15 protein-coding genes and 1 tRNA gene are annotated in these 19060 nt (G+C 63.1%); 7 read left to right on the plus strand and 9 right to left on the minus strand.

All coding sequences use genetic code 11. From position 1 onward, the window contains the following. Window positions 1–108 precede the first annotated feature (108 nt). Window positions 109–1431 carry a DUF445 domain-containing protein gene (locus SSA02_RS06620; protein ID WP_246103673.1) on the minus strand — a complete coding sequence of 441 codons (1323 nt, stop codon included), beginning with the start codon at window positions 1429–1431 and terminating at the stop codon, window positions 109–111. Window positions 1432–1737: 306 nt separating this feature from the next. Here SSA02_RS06620 and SSA02_RS06625 point away from each other — a divergent pair, with 306 nt between their 5' ends. The 3 genes from SSA02_RS06625 to SSA02_RS06635 all read left to right on the plus strand — a co-directional run bounded on the left by SSA02_RS06625 (window position 1738) and on the right by SSA02_RS06635 (window position 5273). Then, window positions 1738–4476, plus strand: coding sequence for a phosphoenolpyruvate carboxylase (locus SSA02_RS06625; protein ID WP_147093408.1), 2739 nt, complete (start codon window positions 1738–1740; stop codon window positions 4474–4476). Window positions 4477–4555: 79 nt separating this feature from the next. After that, window positions 4556–4897: a hypothetical protein gene (locus tag SSA02_RS06630; RefSeq protein WP_147093248.1), complete on the plus strand. Its 342-nt coding sequence runs from the start codon at window positions 4556–4558 to the stop codon at window positions 4895–4897. Between the two features lie 118 nt (window positions 4898–5015). After that, entirely contained in the window at window positions 5016–5273 is a 258-nt protein-coding gene (locus SSA02_RS06635) for a GlsB/YeaQ/YmgE family stress response membrane protein (protein ID WP_147093249.1), read from the plus strand. A 114-nt stretch (window positions 5274–5387) separates the two neighbouring features. On the opposite strand, the gene SSA02_RS06640 is transcribed toward SSA02_RS06635, so the two are convergent. From SSA02_RS06640 to SSA02_RS06650, 3 genes are all read right to left on the minus strand, one after another. Then, a complete protein-coding gene (locus tag SSA02_RS06640; RefSeq protein ID WP_147093250.1) occupies window positions 5388–6329 on the minus strand; it encodes an ABC transporter substrate-binding protein in 942 nt (313 codons plus the stop codon). A gap of 72 nt (window positions 6330–6401) precedes the next feature. Continuing rightward, the gene (locus SSA02_RS06645) at window positions 6402–7421 is read right to left on the minus strand and encodes an ABC transporter permease subunit (protein WP_147093251.1); all 1020 of its coding nucleotides are present in this window, start codon (window positions 7419–7421) and stop codon (window positions 6402–6404) included. Window positions 7422–7433: 12 nt separating this feature from the next. Further along, complete coding sequence (locus SSA02_RS06650; RefSeq protein WP_147093252.1) at window positions 7434–8993, minus strand: sugar ABC transporter ATP-binding protein; 1560 nt, start codon at window positions 8991–8993, stop codon at window positions 7434–7436. 469 nt (window positions 8994–9462) lie between these two features. On the opposite strand from SSA02_RS06650, the gene SSA02_RS06655 reads away from it, so the two are divergent. Further along, entirely contained in the window at window positions 9463–10104 is a 642-nt protein-coding gene (locus tag SSA02_RS06655; RefSeq protein ID WP_147093253.1) for a hypothetical protein, read from the plus strand. Between the two features lie 138 nt (window positions 10105–10242). Here the strand turns inward: SSA02_RS06655 and fusA are convergent, their stop codons facing one another. The 4 genes from fusA to SSA02_RS06675 all read right to left on the minus strand — a co-directional run bounded on the left by fusA (window position 10243) and on the right by SSA02_RS06675 (window position 15226). Then, window positions 10243–12348 carry an elongation factor G gene (gene fusA / locus SSA02_RS06660; RefSeq protein ID WP_147093254.1) on the minus strand — a complete coding sequence of 702 codons (2106 nt, stop codon included), beginning with the start codon at window positions 12346–12348 and terminating at the stop codon, window positions 10243–10245. A gap of 234 nt (window positions 12349–12582) precedes the next feature. Then, window positions 12583–12885, minus strand: coding sequence for a 50S ribosomal protein L28 (gene rpmB, locus SSA02_RS06665; protein ID WP_147093255.1), 303 nt, complete (start codon window positions 12883–12885; stop codon window positions 12583–12585). Between the two features lie 120 nt (window positions 12886–13005). Further along, window positions 13006–13350: a hypothetical protein gene (locus SSA02_RS06670; RefSeq protein WP_246103674.1), complete on the minus strand. Its 345-nt coding sequence runs from the start codon at window positions 13348–13350 to the stop codon at window positions 13006–13008. Next, window positions 13334–15226 carry an ABCB family ABC transporter ATP-binding protein/permease gene (locus SSA02_RS06675; RefSeq protein ID WP_186807703.1) on the minus strand — a complete coding sequence of 631 codons (1893 nt, stop codon included), beginning with the start codon at window positions 15224–15226 and terminating at the stop codon, window positions 13334–13336. Before SSA02_RS06675 ends, SSA02_RS06670 begins: the two co-directional genes overlap by 17 nt. Before the next feature lie 89 nt (window positions 15227–15315). Here SSA02_RS06675 and SSA02_RS06680 point away from each other — a divergent pair, with 89 nt between their 5' ends. The 3 genes from SSA02_RS06680 to SSA02_RS06690 all read left to right on the plus strand — a co-directional run bounded on the left by SSA02_RS06680 (window position 15316) and on the right by SSA02_RS06690 (window position 18151). After that, window positions 15316–16140, plus strand: coding sequence for an NUDIX hydrolase (locus tag SSA02_RS06680; protein ID WP_147093257.1), 825 nt, complete (start codon window positions 15316–15318; stop codon window positions 16138–16140). Beyond that, on the plus strand, window positions 16137–16673 hold the full coding sequence (locus SSA02_RS06685) for a DUF3574 domain-containing protein (protein ID WP_147093258.1): 537 nt from the start codon (window positions 16137–16139) through the stop codon (window positions 16671–16673). The genes SSA02_RS06680 and SSA02_RS06685 overlap by 4 nt, the downstream gene beginning before the upstream one ends. A gap of 389 nt (window positions 16674–17062) precedes the next feature. Next, a complete protein-coding gene (locus tag SSA02_RS06690) occupies window positions 17063–18151 on the plus strand; it encodes an AI-2E family transporter (protein WP_147093410.1) in 1089 nt (362 codons plus the stop codon). Between the two features lie 14 nt (window positions 18152–18165). Here the strand turns inward: SSA02_RS06690 and SSA02_RS06695 are convergent. Beyond that, window positions 18166–18239, minus strand: a tRNA-Pro gene (locus tag SSA02_RS06695). Window positions 18240–19060 lie beyond the last annotated feature (821 nt).

The following is a 19060-nucleotide window of genomic DNA, read 5'->3' on the forward strand; positions in this document are numbered from 1 at the left end:
ACATGGACATAAATTAAAGACTAAAATCGTGCTATTTGATTAGCAGATGCGCGTCCGAGGGGCCTGCGTCAACCCTTTTGCCGGGTCCGGAGACGAGAAAAACCGAACTCAGCCCAGAGGACCGAAGGTCAGACGCATGACCAGATCGAGCAGGGCGCCCACGACGAACCCGACAAGCGTCCCGTTGATGCGGATATATTGCAGGTCGCGACCGACGCGCTGTTCCAGACGCGCGGAGAGTTCGTTGGGGTCCCAGCGCTCCATGACCGAGGCGATATAGGCCGCGAGCTTGTCGCGCAGAGACGGCAGAAGACGCAGCAAGGTCGTCCGGAGCGTCTGTTCCAGACGCGCGCGCATCGCGGGGTCGTGGTCGAGCTGATCGGCGAGACTGCCCAGCGCCGTCTCGATGACGCTGCGGCTCCAGCCCTCCTCACAGGCGAGATCGCTTTCCGCCAGCCCGCGAAAACGCTGCCATATCTCCGACCACCATACCCGCAGACTGTCATGCCCGAGATAGCCCGAAACGGCATCGCCGAACCGGCTGCGCCGATCGGGATCCTGTTCGAGGCGATCGATCTCCTGCCTGATCCAGGTGGTGAATCCTTCGCGCAATTCGGAATCCTGGGGATCGACACGGTCCAGCTCCAGATAGAGCGCCGTGATGACGCGGCTCGCGACCGAAGGGCCGATGGCCCAGCCGAGAACCCGCCCCCCCTGCTCGCGCACCCGGTCCTCGATGAAGGCGCGCAATACCGGCTCGCGCTTCTGTACTCCCTGCTTGAAACGCTCGAGCAGGGCCGACAGGACCTCCTGATGCGCCTCGTTATCGACCAGGGCCCGCAAGGCCCGCGTAACGACCTTCACGGTTGCCTCGCCACGGACCAGAACCGGAATCGCCCGGCCGATGGCGGCCGAGGCCCGGCCATCCTCGAAACGATCGAGCATGGCCGGAATACTGCGCTGAAGGGCCGAGGCGGTCGCGGCGACCGTTCTCGGCTGACGCAGCAGATCGGCCAGATGCCGGGGAATACCGGCCGCGGCCAGCGCGCGTGTCGCATCCTCTTCCGTAAAGAACTGACTCGAGACGAAACGCCCAAGCGCACGGGCCAGCCGGGGCTGCTGACGGGGCAGGACAGCCGTGTGCGGAATGGGCAGACCGAGCGGATGACGGAAAAGCGCGGTCACGGCGAACCAGTCGGCAATGCCTCCGACCACGCCCGCCCGCGCGCCAGAGCGGAGAATCTCGAGCAGGAAGCGATCCTGCACGAGCCCGGACGCCGGAAGCCCGGCCGACACCACGAGCAGCCCGCCCATGCCGAGGAGCAATCCGCCGGCGAAGCGACGGGCGGAACGCAGGCCCGCGCGCATCTGCGCCTCGGCGGTCGGATCCTCTCCCGCCCTGCCTGCGCCTGCCATGCCTGTGCCCGCCATACCTGCGCGCCGTGCTGAACCTCTGGATGTGTCGGTAGAAGCATTGTGCATGGACAAGCGACTAGCATCTGCGACAAAAAAAGTCCCGGGCTCCTCTATCTTCCATTGCCTTCGTCTTTTTTGCGTGGAACACCGGGCGCAGTCCGTGAACCGATCTCAAGCGAGAGTGCCTTGTCCAATACCGCGCCGCATCACGTCTCTTCCGGAACGCAATCCCAGAGCCATCCCGAACTTCGGACCGCCGATGGTGCCGGAACGACCGTGAAAACCGGGGCGGGCGAAACCGTCTCGCGTCTGACGCATGAAATGCAGGCACTTCTGGATCGCGCCGCACAGGAACGTCACGCAGCCGATCCCATAGAGGCGCTGTCGAGCCAGATCGAGGATGAGCTGATCGACGGCAGCCTCTCGATCGGGCGCCTCGAAGATGTGGTCCGGGTCCTGCGCGACGCCAATCTGCACGATCGTGCGGCACGTCTGCGAAACTATGTCGGGCTGGGCCATGACATGACCCCCGAGGCGCGGCTGGAAGAGACGGCCCGGAGAATCGTCGAGAGCTGCGACACGCCGGAGGCGCTCGCGGAGCGACTGGGGCGCCCCGGCTTTGCGGCTGTCTTCACGGCCCATCCGACATTCGCCCTGGACGATACGGTCTATCGTCACATCGTGGAAATGGCGACCGATCCGTCCCATCCCCTTCCCGCGCTCGAGACCCATCGTCGCGCCGCCCCCCCGACCCTTGCGGACGAGCAGGCGCTCGCCCTCACGGCCATTCTGCGCGGACGCGACGCGCTCGACCTGTTCAATGCGGCCGTCCTGCGTCATGCGTGCCAACGCTGGCCCGATACGGCCCCGGTCGTGCGTTCGCTCATCCTCGCGACATGGGTCGGCTTCGATACGGACGGACGCAGCGACATCCACTGGTGGGACACGCTGCGCATCCGCCTCGCGCTCAAGCGCACGCAGCTCGAGCGTCTTCGCACGCAGCTCGAATCGCTCCTCCCGTGCTGCTCCCGCCTCGTCTCGCGAATCGATGTCGCGCTCGGCGCCGTTCGCGAGCAGGAGCGCGCCTGTCCGACCGGGGCCCGTCACGATGCTGCGTCGATCGCGGCTTTCGCGGGGGCGCTGGTCAGTCGCCGCGAGGCCGCGCTCGTCTCCGGCGCGACGCTCGATCCCCTGTTCGACGAAGCTCTGGCGGAGATCGACGCCGAGGGACGGATCCCGCTCCTTACCGCCCGATCCGGCTTTCTCGCTCACGGCCTCGGTGCCGCGCATATCCACACGCGCCTGAACGCAACCCAGATCTATAACGTGGTCCGTCATCGCCTGGACATCCAGGACGACCCGACGATCCCCTCCAGGCGTCGCCTCGTGCTCGCGCAGATCAACGAGGCGCTCGATGCGCTCAAGGCGCCCCTGCCCGTCGATTTCGGCGCGCTCATGGTGGAGCAGTCCTCCGCCGGTCGCCTGATGATGACGATGGCGCAGATCCTCAAGCATATCGATGCCGACACGCCTATCCGCTTCCTGATCGCCGAAACGGAGAGCGGATATACGCTGCTGGCCACGCTCTGGCTTGCGAGAATGCTCGGCATCCGCGACGAGCAGATCCAGATTTCTCCCCTTTTCGAGACACAGAGCGCACTCGAGCGCGGAGAGGTCATCCTCGAGGAGGCCTTCCGTTCGCCGCACTGGCGCGACTATCTCCGACGCAACGGCCGGCTCTGCCTGCAATTCGGCTATTCCGACTCGGGCCGCTATATCGGGCAGCTCGCTGCCACCAATCTCGTCGAGCGTCTGCGCCTGCGCACCCTGCAGCTCATGCAGAAGCACGATCTCCAGGATCTGGAACTCGTGCTGTTCGACACGCATGGCGAGAGCATCGGCCGCGGCGCGCATCCGTTCAGCCTCTCGGACCGGCTGAGCTATTTCTCGCCGGACCATACGCGCGGCCTTTTCGCCCGGGCCGGCATCCATCTGCGTGAGGAAGCCGCCTTCCAGGGGGGAGACGGCTATACATTGTTCGGAACGGCCCCTCTCGCCACGGCGACCATCGCCAGCCTGGCCGATCATCTGGTGCGTCCGCTCTCGACGACCCGCGACCCCATCTATGACGAGCCGGATTTCTCCGCCGATTTCTTTTCCACCATCGCCCTCGACATGAGCAGTCTGGTGGAAGACCCGGGCTATGCCGGTCTTCTCGGCGCGTTCGGCCCTGCCCTTATCGACAAATCCGGGTCGCGCCCCTCAGCCCGGCAGGGAGACGGGATCAGCGTCACGCGCATCACCCATCCCAGCCAGCTCAGGGCCATTCCGAACAATGCCATTCTCGAGCAGCTCGGCTGGTGGACGAACGTCCTGCAGGGTGTCGGCACGGCCGCGGCTCGTCATCCGGAGACGTTCGAGAAGCTGGCGCGAAGCAGCCGCCGGTTCGGCCTCGCTCTGGATTTTGCCCGTCAGGCAGCCGCGCATTCCGATATCGGTGCCCTGCGCGGCATCGTCCGCCTGCTCGATCCGGGCACATGGCTCGATCGCGCGGCGGCAGCACGGAACGAGGAATTGCGGACGCAGCATCTCAAACTCGCCCAGGGCCTGGAGGGACTGGAATTCTGGCGGAGTCTCCCTGCGATGTTCCGTCGTATCCAAGCCGATCATATCGCGCTGGAGTCGAGCTGGAGCCATACGCTCAAGATGAGCGCGCAGGAGCGGACCCTCCATGCGATCCGCCATGCGCTGATCGGGCAGATATGGCTTCTGGCGACGCGGATCCCCTATTTCAGCCCCCGGAACGACATCAATCGCGAGACCCTGATGCGCCTCGTCCTGCAACTCGAGATTCCGGCAGTTCTGCGCCGCCTTGCGGAGATCTTCCCGCAATCGGCGGGGATCGTGACCGATCTCGATTTCCACGAACCGAGCGGGCCGCGTGACGATCAGGGTTTCACGCGCGAGCATGAAGAGATCTTCAAGCCGATGGCCCGCCTGTTCGCACTCCTGCGCGAGATCAGCGTAGCCATCATGCATGCGAACGGCTCGTTCGGCTGAACGCCCGACCCGGGCCGATCGCAGCGAGGGGCGCGCGCCTGCGGGAAGAAACCTGTAACAGGGAAAAGGATATCAATCGATGAGGCTCTGCGTTCCACCGATCCTCGCCCTGATGCTCGTCCCGCGGATCGCCCTCGGTCAGACAACCGGGAGCATCCTTCCCGAATCGGGGGCCAAATCGCCGTTCAGCCCCCTTGCAGTGCCGACGTCGCTGAAACCCCAGCAGAAATCGCTCGAGCAGTTTCTGGACGCAGGCTATCGGATTCTCGCCACGACGCTCTCGGGCCCGGACCAGATCTTCGTGATGAACCATCGTGACCGAACCGTTCTGTGCGCCCTGACCCCGCCGGATCTCCGGAACGGGCGTAACGTGCCGACATCGCGATGCTGGGCCCTCAACAAGGCCGATCAGGCGGACTGACACGCGAAGAAACCGGGCCGGGATCGAACTGTCGGGCGCCTCATGCGTGAAACATCGAGGCACGGAGTCCGCCTCCCACCACCCTCAACCTGCCCGTGCGGCAATCAGGAATACCATCATGCATCTGATCTGGACTTTGATCGTCGGTTTTTTCGTGGGGCTTATCGCGAAATTCCTGATGCCGGGACGTGATCCCGGTGGTTTCATCATCACGATCTTTCTGGGCATTGCCGGCGCCTTGCTCGCGGGCTGGCTGGGCCAGAAGCTTCACTTCTATCACGAAGGCCAGTCGGCCGGATTCATCGCCTCGGTCATCGGAGCGATGATCCTGCTCTTCATCTACCGTCTGTTCGCCCGCAATCGCGAAGAAGGCTGAACAGGATCGCTCCTGCCAGATCGAGGCAGGAGAAGAGAGCGGAGACGGCAAGGGAGAAATCCGATGCGTCTCCTTCTCCCGGGCAAGATCGGAGTGCGCCCGGTCAGTGCTCGGTCAGTGCTCGGTCCAGCCCTTGTACTGTCCGACATTATCGCGGGTGATCAGTGAGGGGGGCATAAGTTTCACGGCCCCCTTCGCCTGTTTCCCATCCATGATCGCCTGCCCCATGAGCAGACCGTCCTTGCCCATCTGGTAGGGGTCCTGACTCGCCGATGCGATGATCGAGGATTTCGGGTCTTTCAGCGAGGCCACGATATCGGGGGCGCCGTCCACCGAGGTGATCAGGATTCCCTTGCGATGCGCCTGACGGATCGCAAGATCGCCACCGATCGCCTCAGGGTCGTTGATTGCGAACACGCCTTTCAGATTCGGGAAACGCACCAGGAATCCCTGCATGACCTTGAACCCGAGATCGCGCTCCGCGCCTCCGTTCTGATCGTCACTGACGATCCTGATTCCGGGATATCCGGCAAGAACTTCCTTGCACCCCTTCACACGGTCGATGATGGACGAGACCTGAGGCCCGTTCTCGATGGCGACATCGCCCTTACCGTCCAGACGCTTGGCCAGATAATCGCACGCCATCCGCCCGGCGGCGGTATTATCGGTCTGCACGGTGCCATCAACCCCTGCCGCACCGACATCGACGGCAATCACCGTAGCCCCCGCCTTCTGCACGCGTTTGACGGCAGGTAGCACCGCCTGCGGGTCCACACCGTTGAGCAGGATGAGATTGACTCCCGAAGAGACGAAACTGTCCATCTGCGAGAATTGCTTGTTCAGGTCGTAATCCGCCGAGAGCGCGTTGATCCGCACGTCGGGCGCCTGCGCCTTGAGCTGGTCCGAAGCGCCTTTGACGAGCGCCACGAAATAGGGATTGCCGAGCGAGCCGACCGAGACCCCTACCTGTGCGATCGGTGCCGCCCAGACGGGAGCGCTCGCAAGGAACGTCGTGATGCCGAGGGTCCCGAGAAGCGTTTTGAAGCGTGATGACATGACCAGATTTCCGATCGGGAATGACGGGGAGAAGAAGAAAATAGTGGATGGGAGAGCGGGCCGGGCCCGGACTCAGGTCCGGGCGGTCGGCGCACGGAAGCGGTCCAGAGCCACGGCGACGATGATCACCAGTCCCTTGACGATGAATTGCCAGATATCCGACACGCCAACGAGAATGAGACCGTTGCTGAGCACCGCGATCAGCAGCGCGCCGACCAGCGTCCCCCAGATCGAGCCGATCCCGCCGACAAAGGACGTTCCGCCGAGGATGACAGCAGCGATCGCATCGAGTTCGTAGGACTGACCGAGCTGCAGACCGTTGGCGGCGTAGAGCCGGGCAGAGGACATCACGGCACCGAGCCCGGCCAGAACGCCGGACGCGGCATAGACGAACATCAGAACGGCGCCGACCCGGATACCCGACAGACGCGCAGCCGCAGGGTTGCCGCCGATCGCATAGATATGCACGCCGAGCACGGTCCGTCGCAGGATGAACCAGCTTGCGACCACGACCGCCAGCGCGATGACCGCAAGCCACGGGATGGTGAAGGTCGATGTCACCGCAATGCCGTCATTGCCGATCCAGGCGAAGGAAAGATCGGCGTTGAAGATGGTGCGGTCATTCCCCATCAGCCGCGCCAGACCGCGCACTGCGGTCAGGGTTCCGAGCGTGACGATGAAAGGCGGGATCCTGACCCCCGCGATCAGGGCGCCGTTGAAAAGCCCTATGAGGAGACCCGCGCCGAGACAGGCCGGAATGGCGAGCCAGGCCAGACCGGGCATGAGAGAGACGATCAGACCGCACATCGCGGCAAAAGCGAGTATCGAGCCTACCGAGAGATCGATCCCCCCGGTGAGAATGACGAAGGTCATACCCGATGCGAGAACCGTGTTGATCGAGGCCTGCTGGGCGATGATCGAGAGGTTCGCCCCGGTCAGAAACCGGTGGCCACCGAGAAAATGAAAGCCCAGAGCGAGAAGGATCAGGGCCGGAAGCATGCCGGCCGCCTGAAACAGGCTGCGGGCCGAGCTCCGTGCATCGTGTCTGGCGACAGGAGGGACAGAAGCTGTCGAGGTCAGGCTATTGCTCATTATCGTGATATCCTAGGCCGCGAGAGGGGAAGGCGCGGCGGCAAGGCCGACGGCAAGCGACATGATCGCCTCCTGCGTGATCGCGCTACCGGTCAATTCCCCGGTCAGCTGCCCCTCACGCATGACGATGACACGATCGCTGACGCCGATGATCTCGGCCATTTCGCTGGAAATGACCAGTATTCCCAGTCCCTTGGCAGCGAGGTCGTTGATGATGCGATATATTTCGGTCTTGGCGCCGATATCGACGCCCCGGGTCGGCTCGTCGAGTATCAGAACGCGCGGTCCGGTTTCGAGCAGGCGTCCGAGCAGGACTTTCTGCTGATTGCCTCCCGAGAGCCCGCCAACGGTTGTCAGAAGGGTCTGCGCCTTGATCCGGAGCGCCGCGAACGAGCCTGTCGCGCGTTGTTTTCCTCTTGCGCGATCCAGAACGCCGAGCCGCGCATCGGTCTCCACCACGCCCAGATTGATGTTGCCGCTGCACGACATGTCGAGAAACAGCCCGAGCGCCTTGCGGTCTTCCGTCAGATAGGCGATGCCCTCGGCGAGGGCGTCGCGCGGACTGCGTATATCCAGAACGCGCTCACCCAGCCTGACGGTCCCGCCCGTCCGGGGATCGGCTCCGAAAATCAGCCGTGCGAGTTCGGTACGACCGGCGCCGACGAGACCCGCAATGCCGAGCACCTCTCCCGGCTGGAGCACGAAACTCGCGGGCTGGACCCGTCGGCCATCCGTAAGCCCCTCCACCTGGAGCACGGGCGGCAGATCGGCCCGGACGTGACTGCCGTCCTTCTCGTAGAAGCTCGACAGATCGCGTCCGACCATCATGCTCACGATGCGCGCCGAGGAAAGCTCATCCTTTTCGAGCGTCCCGACATGCGCACCGTCACGCAGAACGGAGACACGGTCTGCCAGCTCGTCGATCTCGTCCATACGATGACTGATATAGATAAGCGCGAGTCCCCGGGCGCGCAGCTTGCGGATCAGCAGGAAGAGCCTTTCCGTCTCGCGGGCCGAAAGCGCCGTTGTCGGCTCGTCCAGAACGAGGATACGTGCATCGCGATGCAGGGCACGCGCGATCTCGACAAGCTGCTGCTCCGCCACGGACATTGCGGAAAGCCGGTCATCAGGACCGAAGGGCGCACCGAGCTCCAGCAGGAGCGCACGGCACGCCTCGCTCATGGCGGCACGATCGATCATGCCGTTGCGGCGCAACTCGGATCCCAGATGAATATTCTCGGCGACCGTCAGATTCGGGGCAAGAGCGAGCTCCTGATAGATGATCCCGATACCGAGGGCGCGCGCCGACGCCGGATTGGTGATTTTCTCGATCTGACCGGCGATACGGACTTCTCCTCCGGGATCGGCCGTATAGGCCCCGGACAGGATCTTCATCAGGGTCGATTTTCCCGCCCCGTTTTCTCCCATCAGTGCCAGAATCTCTCCGCCATGCGCCTCGAGAGAGACATCCTTGAGAACCCGCACGCCGGAAAAGGTTTTAGAAATACCCCGAAGCTGCAGAAGCGGCGGTCCGTCCTGCCTGTCGCAAAGTGGGTTTTGGGCCAAAGACATGGGATCGGTCTCCCGGTTTATGGTGCGGGCGGCGGGACCTGGCGCGCTGGTCCCCTCCGCCCTCCGGGAGGAAAGCAGATGTTTTGTTAAAAATATATAATGTTTTGGCAATATGACGTTTAATGACGGAGACGTGATCCTCGCCCCGGAAGAGCGACAGAGCGTGCCGGTTTCGGAAAGGCAGCATCCCGTCTTGCGGGTCCGGTCGCGCGGCTGCATGAAAATCCTGGCTAGGCGCCTGACAAGGGCAATCGAAAGCACAGGCAAAGCTCCGGTAAGTGGATTGAACGGAGGATGGGGCAATTCCGGATTTGGACCGCCGCGATCCGGGATCATGCGCGCGTCTGAAGGAGACCGTATATCCGGGGTCGCTATCCCGGGATCCCGATCAGGGAGGGATTGACGATACAGAAGCGCTTATGCGTATCTTTACGATGTAAACATCAGTCTCTTTCAAGGAAGTTTCCGCATGAGCGCATCTGCTGAGTCCAACGCTTCCCACGACACCCGTTCCTCGTGGCGTGCCCTCATCGGGGAATTCGGAGGACTGGCGGTGATCTGGGGAGGCGAGATGGCGGGGCTTGAGGCGTATGCCCTGCCAGCAAGTATCGTTCTGGCGGGCGGAGATGCGCTGAACCGCTACCGCAAGGGCGCGGGGTTTCCACCCTTCTGGATAGCGGCAAACGGAGGAGCGATCGGCTTCGGGCTGGCGAGTTTGCTGCTCCGGGAGAGGATGGGAGCGGCGCCTTTCGGCGCGCTCTGCGCATCGTCCCTTGCAGGGCTCTTTCTATGGGGCAGTTTCTGGCGTGTGCCTCTGGTGCAGCATCTCGCCGAGCAACGGCAAGGCAGGCGGCTTCATCGATCCGCCGCAGACATAACGAGCGACGTTCCGCATCTGGACGGGTTTTTCAGGGTCTATACCCGGATCTGGGCCGGGTTCTTCGCAGCACGTGCTGCGCTTCTTGTCGATATGGCGCGGATACCGGCGCATGATCCGGTGGGAGGAGTGGTCCTCAGGATCAGCCTGGTCGCCATGATCGCTGCCAGTTTCGCAGGCCCCTCTCTCTTTCGTCTCTATCGTTTCTGCCTCCGTCGGAAAGGAACCGCCTGAGGCTCACCCCCCGATTTCGCACCGGCGGGGAAGCCAAAGCAGGGAAACCGAAGCAGGGAAACCGAGGCAGGGAAACCGAACGAAAAAAGCCGCCCTTGCGGGCGGCTTTTCCGTGTCCAGAGACCGATCCGGGACGGATCAGGCGCTCTTGGCCATGATCTCGTCGGCCACGTTGCGCGGCACCGGATCGTAGTGATGGAACTGCATCGTGAACGACGCGCGGCCCTTGGTGGCCGAACGCAGATGCGAGATGTAGCCGAACATTTCCTTCAGCGGCACCTGAGCGCGGATCATGACGGTCGAACCGGCCGTCTCCTGGCTCTGGATGATGCCGCGACGACGGTTCAGGTCGCCCACCACGTCACCGACATGGTCGTTCGGAGTCGTAATCTCGACATCCATGATCGGCTCGAGGATTACCGGGCCGGCATTCTTCATGCCTTCACGGAAGCAGGCCTTGGCAGCGATTTCGAAGGCGAGAGCCGACGAGTCGACGTCATGGTACTTGCCGTCGAGCAGGGTGAACTTGAAGTCCACCGTCGGGAAGCCAGCCAGCACGCCCGTCGAGGACTGCATACGGATGCCCTTTTCGACAGCCGGGATGTATTCCTTCGGCACCGCACCGCCGACGACCTTGTTCTCGAACGAGATGCCGTCGTTCCGGTCGACCGGGGCGAACTCGATCTTGACTTCGGCGTACTGACCCGAACCACCGGACTGCTTCTTGTGGGTGTAGGTCTCCACATGCGGACGGGAAATCGTCTCGCGATAGGCAACCTGAGGCGCACCGACATTGGCATCGACGCCATATTCGCGACGCAGACGGTCCACGATGATGTCGAGATGCAGCTCGCCCATGCCCGAAAGGATGGTCTGACCGGTTTCCTGGTCGGTCTTCAGCTGCAGCGAGGGATCTTCCGCCGCCAGCTTCTGAAGCGCCAGCGTCATCTTCTCGACCGCATCCTTGGTCTTCGGCTCGACGGAGATGTCGATCACCGGCACCGGGAACTGCATGCGCTCCAGAACGACAGGGTCCGCACCATCGGCCAGGGTATCGCCCGTGACGGTGTCTTTCAGACCGACGAAGGCGGCAATGTCACCGGCACCGACGGACTTCACTTCCTGACGCTTGTCGGCATGCATCTGGAACATGCGGCCAACGCGTTCCTTGTGGCCCTTCGTCGTGTTCATGATGGTGTCGCCCGAGTTCAGGACGCCACGATACACGCGCACGAAGGTCAGCGTGCCGTATTTGTCGGAGATGATCTTGAAGGCGAGACCCGCAAACTTGCCATCCGGATCGACCGGAACGATCGGCAGGAAGTTCTCGTCCACTTCCTCGTCTTCCGGCGGAGCGATACGGATGCCTTCGACCTCGTCCGGCGCCGGCAGATAGTCGATGACCGCATCGAGCAGCGGCTGAACGCCCTTGTTCTTGAAGGCAGTGCCGCAGAGCACGGGGCGGAACTCGCCGGAGATGGCACCCTTCTTGATGCATTTCTTCAGGGTCGCGACATCCACGTCACCCTTCTCGAAATACTCTTCCATGGCCTTCTCGTCGACGCTGAGCGCGGTGTCGAGAAGGTTCTGGCGGGCTTCCTCGGCCTTTTCCTTCAGATCGGCAGGGATCTCCTCGAAGTGGAACTTCGCACCGAGCTCGCCACCTTCCCAGACAATGGCGCGCATCTCGACCAGATCGACCACGCCCACGAAGTTCTCTTCAATTCCGATCGGGAGCTGAAGCGGAATCGCGACGATGTCGAGCTTTTCCTTCAGCGTATCGAAAGCGCGATAGAAATCGGCGCCCGTGCGATCGAGCTTGTTGATGAAGATGATACGCGGAACGTTGTAGCGATCGGCCAGGCGCCAGTTGGTTTCCGACTGCGGCTGAACACCGGCAACGCCTTCGATGATGAAGATGGCGCCGTCGAGCACGCGGAGCGAGCGGTTCACTTCGATGTTGAAGTCGATATGGCCCGGCGTGTCGATGATGTTGATGCGATGGTCGGCCCACTCGCAGGTCACGGCTGCCGAGGTGATCGTGATGCCGCGCTCACGCTCCTGGGCCATGTAATCGGTGGTGGTGTTGCCGTCATGCACTTCGCCGATACGGTGCGACATGCCGGTGTAATAGAGCATACGCTCGGTCGTCGTGGTCTTGCCGGCATCGATATGCGCGGTAATACCGATATTGCGGATCTTCGAGAGAGCCGATTTGGCTTCTGCGACGCTGCTTTCGGACACGGGATACCTCCAGAATGCGATGAAGGTGCTTCAGGCCGCCCCGAAACACCTTTGCCGTGGCCGTCACAGATCGATTCATCTTCCAGAGGGAAGTCGGGAGGACGTCGAAGCCGGATCGACCAAGTCGGGCCTTGTGATCGGGGCTGGAATGAAACAACCAGCATCCCTTTTCAAGGCCAATTTTCGTTAATTCCCGTCTCGACCGCACGAGGCGGGAGACGGGGGGCCTCGGTCTCAGGCGGACTGGGCGGCCTTGCTTTCCTGCGCGCGCAGGATACGGCGCTTGATGACCTGCGCCTCGATGGGGAGCTTGCGGTTCGGCGTACCGATCAGGAAGGCATCCAGACCGCCGTTATGCTCGACCGTACGGATACCCTGGGTGGAGAGGCGCAGACGAACGCCCGTTCCCAGAATGTCGGACAGAAGCGTGATTTCCTGCAGGTTGGGCAGGAAGCGACGACGGGTCTTGTTGTTGGCGTGGCTGACGTTGTTGCCCGTCAGCACACCCTTGCCCGTGATTTGGCAGCGGCGTGACATGGACTTGATCCTCGGTAGTAATATGTTCGCCGAGACCACTCCCGGCATACGACGACGCGTTAAGGCGCGGCTTATGACGGACCCCCCCGCTTCCGTCAAGCCGAAAGCGTCGCCCGGACGTCATTCGCCGTCCGAAAGCGCCTCGTCGCAGACCAGTTCGCCAGCCCGGATTCCCTCTATGGCCGTATGAAGCATACGAATCATGGTCTCCCGGTCCGTCGTTCTGGCGAGAACACCCAGAGATCCGCCGAGCAGGGCCGAGGCGATCAGCTCGACCGGCAGACCCTGCTCGACGAGATAGCCGATTGCCTTGTCGATCACGGCACCGCACTGACGCAGCTCCTCGGGGATCTGCACATCGTCCGGCGTATCGGAAATCGCCTCTGCGGCCTGTGCGCGCACTTCCTCCTCCAGGGCCTGGTCCGGATGAAACGACTCTGCGACGGTTTCAGCGGATCTGGTCATGCGTGCTCTCCTTTGCGTCTGGTTGCGGCGCCTCCTCACGTAGGGCCGCGCCGGCCGGAAAACCAGTGTCATGTGTCGATTGATTGCTCCACATCGCGTGATACACCCCCTTCTGTCGCATCAGCGCATCATGCGTACCGCGCTCCCTGATCCGTCCGCCTTCGATCACGAGAATGCAGCTGGCATGACGGATCGTGGACAGACGATGCGCGATGGCAATGGTCGTCTGACGGGCCGCCACCGTGGCAAGCGCCCGGATGAGGCGTCGCTCCGTGCGTGTATCCAGCGCACTGGTGGCCTCGTCCAGCAACAGCAGACGCGGCTTGCGCAGGACGATCCGGGCGATCGCGATACGCTGCCGTTCGCCGCCCGAGAGCTTCAGCCCGCGCTCGCCGACACGCGTGTCGTATCCCTCGGGAAGAGCCTCGACGAAATCGTGGAGCTGCGCAGCCCTGGCCGCCTCGACGATATCCTCTTCGGTCGCATCGAGGCGGCCATAGGCGATATTATAGCCGATCGTATCGTTGAAGAGCTGCGTCTCCTGAGGCACGACGCCGACCGTGTCGTGCAGGATCTGCGGGGGGATACCGGTGATGTCCTGCCCATCCAGGAATATCCGTCCGCCGGATGGGGGATAGGCCCCCAGTATCAGACGCGCGATCGTGGATTTTCCCGCCCCGGTCGGTCCCACGAGCGCAATCATCTGTCCCGGTTCGGCGTGCAGCGAGATCCCGGCAAGGATCTCGCGCGCATCGTAGCCGAAACGGACGTTCTCGAAGACGAGACTGGCGGGTGCCGCCGCCTGCGTCGCAGGCACAGCCATCCCCCGCGCCGTCTCCGGTTCCGCCCGTGACGCTTCCCCGGTTTCCTTGCGGACCGGCTCGTCCATCAGGGTCAGGAGATGCTCGAGATCGACGCAGGCATTGCGCCATCCGGCATAGACGAGATTGAGGGACACGATCGACATGTAGAGCGTGCGCAGATAGGTGCCGATCATGACGAACGCGGCGACATCGACACGGCCCGCCGCGAGATCGCGCGCCGCCATCAGAAAGAGAATCACCGTAGCCAGAGCGATCATCGCGTTCTGGCTCACGGAGGACAGACCCGCCACAGTCGTCATCTTCAGGCTTGCGCGCTCCTGCTCCCTGCGCGCCCGCGCGTACCGCGCAAACTCATGGGCCTCATTCGCGAAATGACGCACCGTCTCGAAATTGAGCAGGCTGTCGAGCAGGAAATGCTGCGCCTGACCGTTGGCCTCGTTGCGCCGTCTCCGGGCGCCGACCCTGCGGCGTACGAACCATTGCGCGACGAGCATATAGGCCCCGAGGGCGGCAAGGATCACGCAGGCATAGCGCGGCCCGAACAGTTGCGACATCACGACGGTCACGAACACGGTATCGAGCAGAGCCGGGCCGATATTAAAGATCGCCAGACGCAGCAACGTATCCGCCGCCTCCGACCCGCGTTCGATCGAGCGGGTCAGTGCCCCGGTCTGCCGGTCGCGATGAAACCGGAGCGGCAGTGCGAGCAGATGACGGAAGGCCGACTGGGCCGTGAGCGCCTGAACTCTCTGGCCGACGGGCTGATAGGCGCGCTCCTGAAGCGCCGAGAACAGGCTCCTCAGGAGAATGAGCCCTCCATAGGAGAGGATCAGCCCGAGTGGCACGACCAGCCGCAGATCGGTGTCGGAAAAATGACCCACGAGCTTGCCGAAAAGATAGGGCGTCGCAAGAAGACACAGCCTCTCGGCAACCAGAGCCGCCAACGTCACCGCGATGCCGATCCGGAAAAACCCTATGTCATGCGACAGAACGAGACGCCAGGCCCGGAACAGGCTCGAGATCGCAAGTGGAAACCTTGGGGAGAGACGCATTGCGGTACCCTGTCCATTGCAGGGCCGTTTTGCAATCGCACGCACAGACACGATATCCTCGTATCGTGAAGAGGAGAGCAGGATCATCCATGCCAGACGACGCGACAGACCGTTTCCTTGCGCATATCGCGCGCTGCCGTACGGCACATCTTCCGGGCGGCAGAAAACCGATCCGGCTGGGAGACGCCCCCTTCGGCTGGGTCGATCCTCGCCTGTTCGATGCGCTTGCCCCGCTCGCGACCAAAGATGGGAACGGCCTTTGCCTGCCGCCCGATACCGGGCTCGAGCAGCTGGGCGCGCATCTCGCGGCTCTGGGTTTGTACCGATCCCATGGCGAGTTGTTCGATGTGCGGGATGACGAAGACCGCGTGATCGGCCAGATCGATCGCGGCGCCCTTCCCCTTCTCGGCTGTCGCGCGGCGGGCGTTCATCTCAACGGGCTCGTCCGGCGCGACGACGCGCTTTTCCTCTGGGTGGCGCATCGTGCGGCCGACAAGCGTCTCGACCCCGGCAAACTCGATCATCTGGCCGCGGGCGGGCTCTGCGCGGGTCTGACTGCGGCCGAGGCGCTGGTCAAGGAAGCCGGGGAAGAAGCCGGAATCCAGCCGGAACTGCTTCGGGACGCCACAGAGGTCGCGACGATCCGGTACGCCATGGATCGACCCGAGGGCCTGCGACGCGATACGCTCTATTGCTACGATCTGGTCCTGCCTGAGGATTTCATTCCGCAACCCGTCGATGGAGAGGTGGCATTTTTCGAGCTGATGCCCCTCGAGACCGTATTTCGCATCGTCCGCGATACCCGGGACGTGAAATTCAACGTCAATCTGGTTCTGATCGATCTCTTCCTGCGCGAGGGCATGTTCGCTCCCGACGCCGCCTGCCTTCTCCGTGAGGCGCTCGACACGGAATGAGGCAGAGCCCGATGGATGTCTTCCGGTATCCCGCCCTTGCGCTCAAGCCCTCCAGTGCGCTTGCCAACCCGTGGCGCAGAAGCGTGCGCCTCTTCCTTCTCCCGGGCATCGCATGGCTCCCGGCAGCGTTGCTCCCGGGCTGCACCGCACCCGGGGATTCAGCCACGCACACGACCGCCCTGAACGGACAATGTGCGCTGTATGGGGGCAAACCGGCAGTGGCGCTGACCCTGGCCTTCGGTCTCTCACGTCCGAACGGCGCCCCTGTCACGGAGACGGAATGGCATGAGTTTCTCGATCGGGTCGTCGTCCCGGTATTCCCGGACGGACTGACCGTGCTCGACGCGGAAGGACGCTGGCGGGATCCGGACTCCGGTCCGGTCATACGGGAGGCGTCACGTCTCGTCTGGATCGTAGCACCGCGCTCCCCGGATCTGGCAAGGCATGTGCAGGAGATCCGCCGGATCTACGAGGCGCGATTCAACCAGAAGGCGGTTGCCGCGTTCGTGCATCCGGGGTGCGTTTCGTTCTGATCCGCAGCGTCGCCGCTTTTGCCGGGCCCGGAGATGACGGCCTTTTTCCCCAAGCGCGTTCCCGGGACGGAACGCGTCCCCGGGGAGGCTTCAGGAGTGCCCCGGCAATGCCACGGCAATGCCACGGCACTACCCCGAGAGAAGGCGGCCTGTTGACGAACGACCGTAACCTGAAAGAAATGAATACTTATTCCGGTTTCTGATAGTCTTTCGGGCTAGAAGCCTTTTTACCGGAAACCGATCCCGGACAGCGCAGCAGAACAGGGACGCCGTCCCTTTCGAGGACCAGTATGAACAAGCACGACCCCGCCTCAACGATCGATCCGGACCGGGGCGATCCGATGTGCGGACACTCATGTTCCGAAGATGACGCCCGCGGTGAGAGCGGTATGGTCGGTTCGCCGATCCGACGCGCCCAGAGACGCTCACGCGGCCTGCTGGGGCTGTTCTTCGTCATTCTCGCCCTCTACACGCTGAAGAACTTCCTTCCGGCGCTGCTCTGGGGGTGCGTCTTCGCAATCGCCTCCTGGCCGCTCTACAGGCGCACGGAGCGCCGTTTCGGGCGCACGGAATGGCTGCCCATGATCTTCACCGCGGTCATCGCCCTGATCTTCCTGGTGCCGCTCAGCCTCGTCGGCGTGAAGGCGGCGGAAGAGGCACAAAGCGCGCTCCACTGGATCGACACCGTGCGTCACACAGGCATACCCATGCCCGCCTGGCTCAACGAACTGCCGTTCGAGCGCGTTCAGGTTGCGCGCTGGTGGCAGAACAACCTCGTCAATCCCGAGCATCTGAACCGGCTCTTCCATTCGGTCGATGCGGGTCACGGCATGGCATTCACCCGCCAGATCACGTCGCAGGTTGCCCGGCGTGCGACCCTGTTCCTGTTCTCGATCCTGACGCTGTTCTTCCTGCTGCGCGACGGTGCCGACATCATCCACCGGGTGCTCGTCGTGTCGAACCGGACTTTCGGCCAGCGTGGGGAAACCCTCGCCCGGCAGATCATCTCATCGGTGCATGGAACGGTCGCGGGGCTGGTTCTGGTCGGTCTGGGAGAGGGATTCGTGATGGGGATCGCCTATGTCCTGACCGATACGCCACAGCCTCTGCTTTTCGCCCTTCTGACCGGCGTCGCCGCGATGATCCCGTTCCTGGGGCTGCCCACGGTCATACTGGCCGCCCTCCTCATCCTCATGCAGGGCAAGATGATCGCCGCGATCATCGTAATCGCGCTCGGCTCCATCGTCATCTTCGTGGCAGATCACTTCATCCGCCCCGCTCTTATCGGCGGCAGCACGCAGATGCCGTTCCTCTGGGTGCTTCTGGGTATTCTGGGAGGGGTGGAGACCTGGGGTCTTCTGGGACTTTTCCTGGGGCCTGCCATCATGGCGGCGATGCATCTGCTCTGGCGCATATGGAGCGCCGACCGGATCGATTCATCCGATGAAGAGGCTGTGCATAACCGGGAAAAAAGATGAACCGCAGGACGATATCGGGCAGGCGGGATTCGAACCCACGACCCCCAGTCCCCCAGACTGATGCGCTACCAGGCTGCGCTACTGCCCGTCTGTCCTGCGGTAAGCGCCGTTTAGCAGGGGTCAGACCGGACCGCAAGCGCCCCCGGCAAGGTTTTTTGCGCTGACGCCCTTTTCAGGAGGCAGGCAGAAGGGCCCGGAGATTGTCGAGCTCACCGAGAATATCCTCGAGAGCCAGCCGCAACTCCTGACGCTCCCGCAGAAGCTGCGCCCGATGCTCCTGCAATGCGAGAATTTCCGCGCCGAGCGCCTCTTCCACGCGCGATGCCTCTTCGGAGCCCGGAGCCTCGCGTTCCGTTTCCCCGGCACGGTCCTCGCCAACAAAGGCATCCTCGCTTCCGGCTTGGAGCTCTGCGCCCGTCTCCGACAGGGTCCCGCGCACATCCAGGAATATCCGGTCCGATGCGACATCCGCCGGATCTTCCGCATCGCGATTCCTCGCCTCTCCGGACGAATGCAGACCGGACACGGTGTCGCCGGCGGGTGCTGGCGTTTGCGCCTCCGGCAACTCGTCTTCGAAGCTTACCGGGAGCGATGACTCATCCTCGTGAGTCGCTTCGGATCCTGCTTCGGGCGTCGCTGGCGCAGGCTTCGGCTCCGCGCCGGACAGGTCATCAGCTCCCGACGGCGTATAGGCCGGGGTCGAACCGGTAGCAGCCGACTCGCGCCCGTCTTCATGTCCGTGCGGAGAAGAGACACCTGTGAAGGGCGAATCGTCTGCATGTGCGATTTCCGCCGTCTGCTGCCCAGGAGACTCCAGCCCGGGAGACTTCAACCCGGAAGACTCTGGGCCGGAAGACTCCAGTCCTGAAAACTCCGGGCTCCCGGAAGGCTCCGGGATCTCGAGGGGAA

Origin of the sequence: Swaminathania salitolerans (assembly GCF_007988945.1) — a bacterium.
GTDB classification, from domain to species: domain Bacteria; phylum Pseudomonadota; class Alphaproteobacteria; order Acetobacterales; family Acetobacteraceae; genus Swaminathania; species Swaminathania salitolerans.

Excerpts from the sequence above, each read along its gene's own strand:
- SSA02_RS06620 (WP_246103673.1), bottom strand. The coding sequence starts at position 1,431 with ATGGCGGGCACAGGCATGGCAGGCGCAGGCAGGGCGGGAGAGGATCCG.
- SSA02_RS06625 (WP_147093408.1), top strand. The coding sequence starts at position 1,738 with ATGCAGGCACTTCTGGATCGCGCCGCACAGGAACGTCACGCAGCCGAT.
- SSA02_RS06630 (WP_147093248.1), top strand. The coding sequence starts at position 4,556 with ATGAGGCTCTGCGTTCCACCGATCCTCGCCCTGATGCTCGTCCCGCGG.
- SSA02_RS06635 (WP_147093249.1), top strand. The coding sequence starts at position 5,016 with ATGCATCTGATCTGGACTTTGATCGTCGGTTTTTTCGTGGGGCTTATC.
- SSA02_RS06640 (WP_147093250.1), bottom strand. The coding sequence starts at position 6,329 with ATGTCATCACGCTTCAAAACGCTTCTCGGGACCCTCGGCATCACGACG.
- SSA02_RS06645 (WP_147093251.1), bottom strand. The coding sequence starts at position 7,421 with ATGAGCAATAGCCTGACCTCGACAGCTTCTGTCCCTCCTGTCGCCAGA.
- SSA02_RS06650 (WP_147093252.1), bottom strand. The coding sequence starts at position 8,993 with ATGTCTTTGGCCCAAAACCCACTTTGCGACAGGCAGGACGGACCGCCG.
- SSA02_RS06655 (WP_147093253.1), top strand. The coding sequence starts at position 9,463 with ATGAGCGCATCTGCTGAGTCCAACGCTTCCCACGACACCCGTTCCTCG.
- rpmB (WP_147093255.1), bottom strand. The coding sequence starts at position 12,885 with ATGTCACGCCGCTGCCAAATCACGGGCAAGGGTGTGCTGACGGGCAAC.
- SSA02_RS06670 (WP_246103674.1), bottom strand. The coding sequence starts at position 13,350 with ATGACCAGATCCGCTGAAACCGTCGCAGAGTCGTTTCATCCGGACCAG.
- SSA02_RS06675 (WP_186807703.1), bottom strand. The coding sequence starts at position 15,226 with ATGCGTCTCTCCCCAAGGTTTCCACTTGCGATCTCGAGCCTGTTCCGG.
- SSA02_RS06680 (WP_147093257.1), top strand. The coding sequence starts at position 15,316 with ATGCCAGACGACGCGACAGACCGTTTCCTTGCGCATATCGCGCGCTGC.
- SSA02_RS06685 (WP_147093258.1), top strand. The coding sequence starts at position 16,137 with ATGAGGCAGAGCCCGATGGATGTCTTCCGGTATCCCGCCCTTGCGCTC.
- SSA02_RS06690 (WP_147093410.1), top strand. The coding sequence starts at position 17,063 with ATGGTCGGTTCGCCGATCCGACGCGCCCAGAGACGCTCACGCGGCCTG.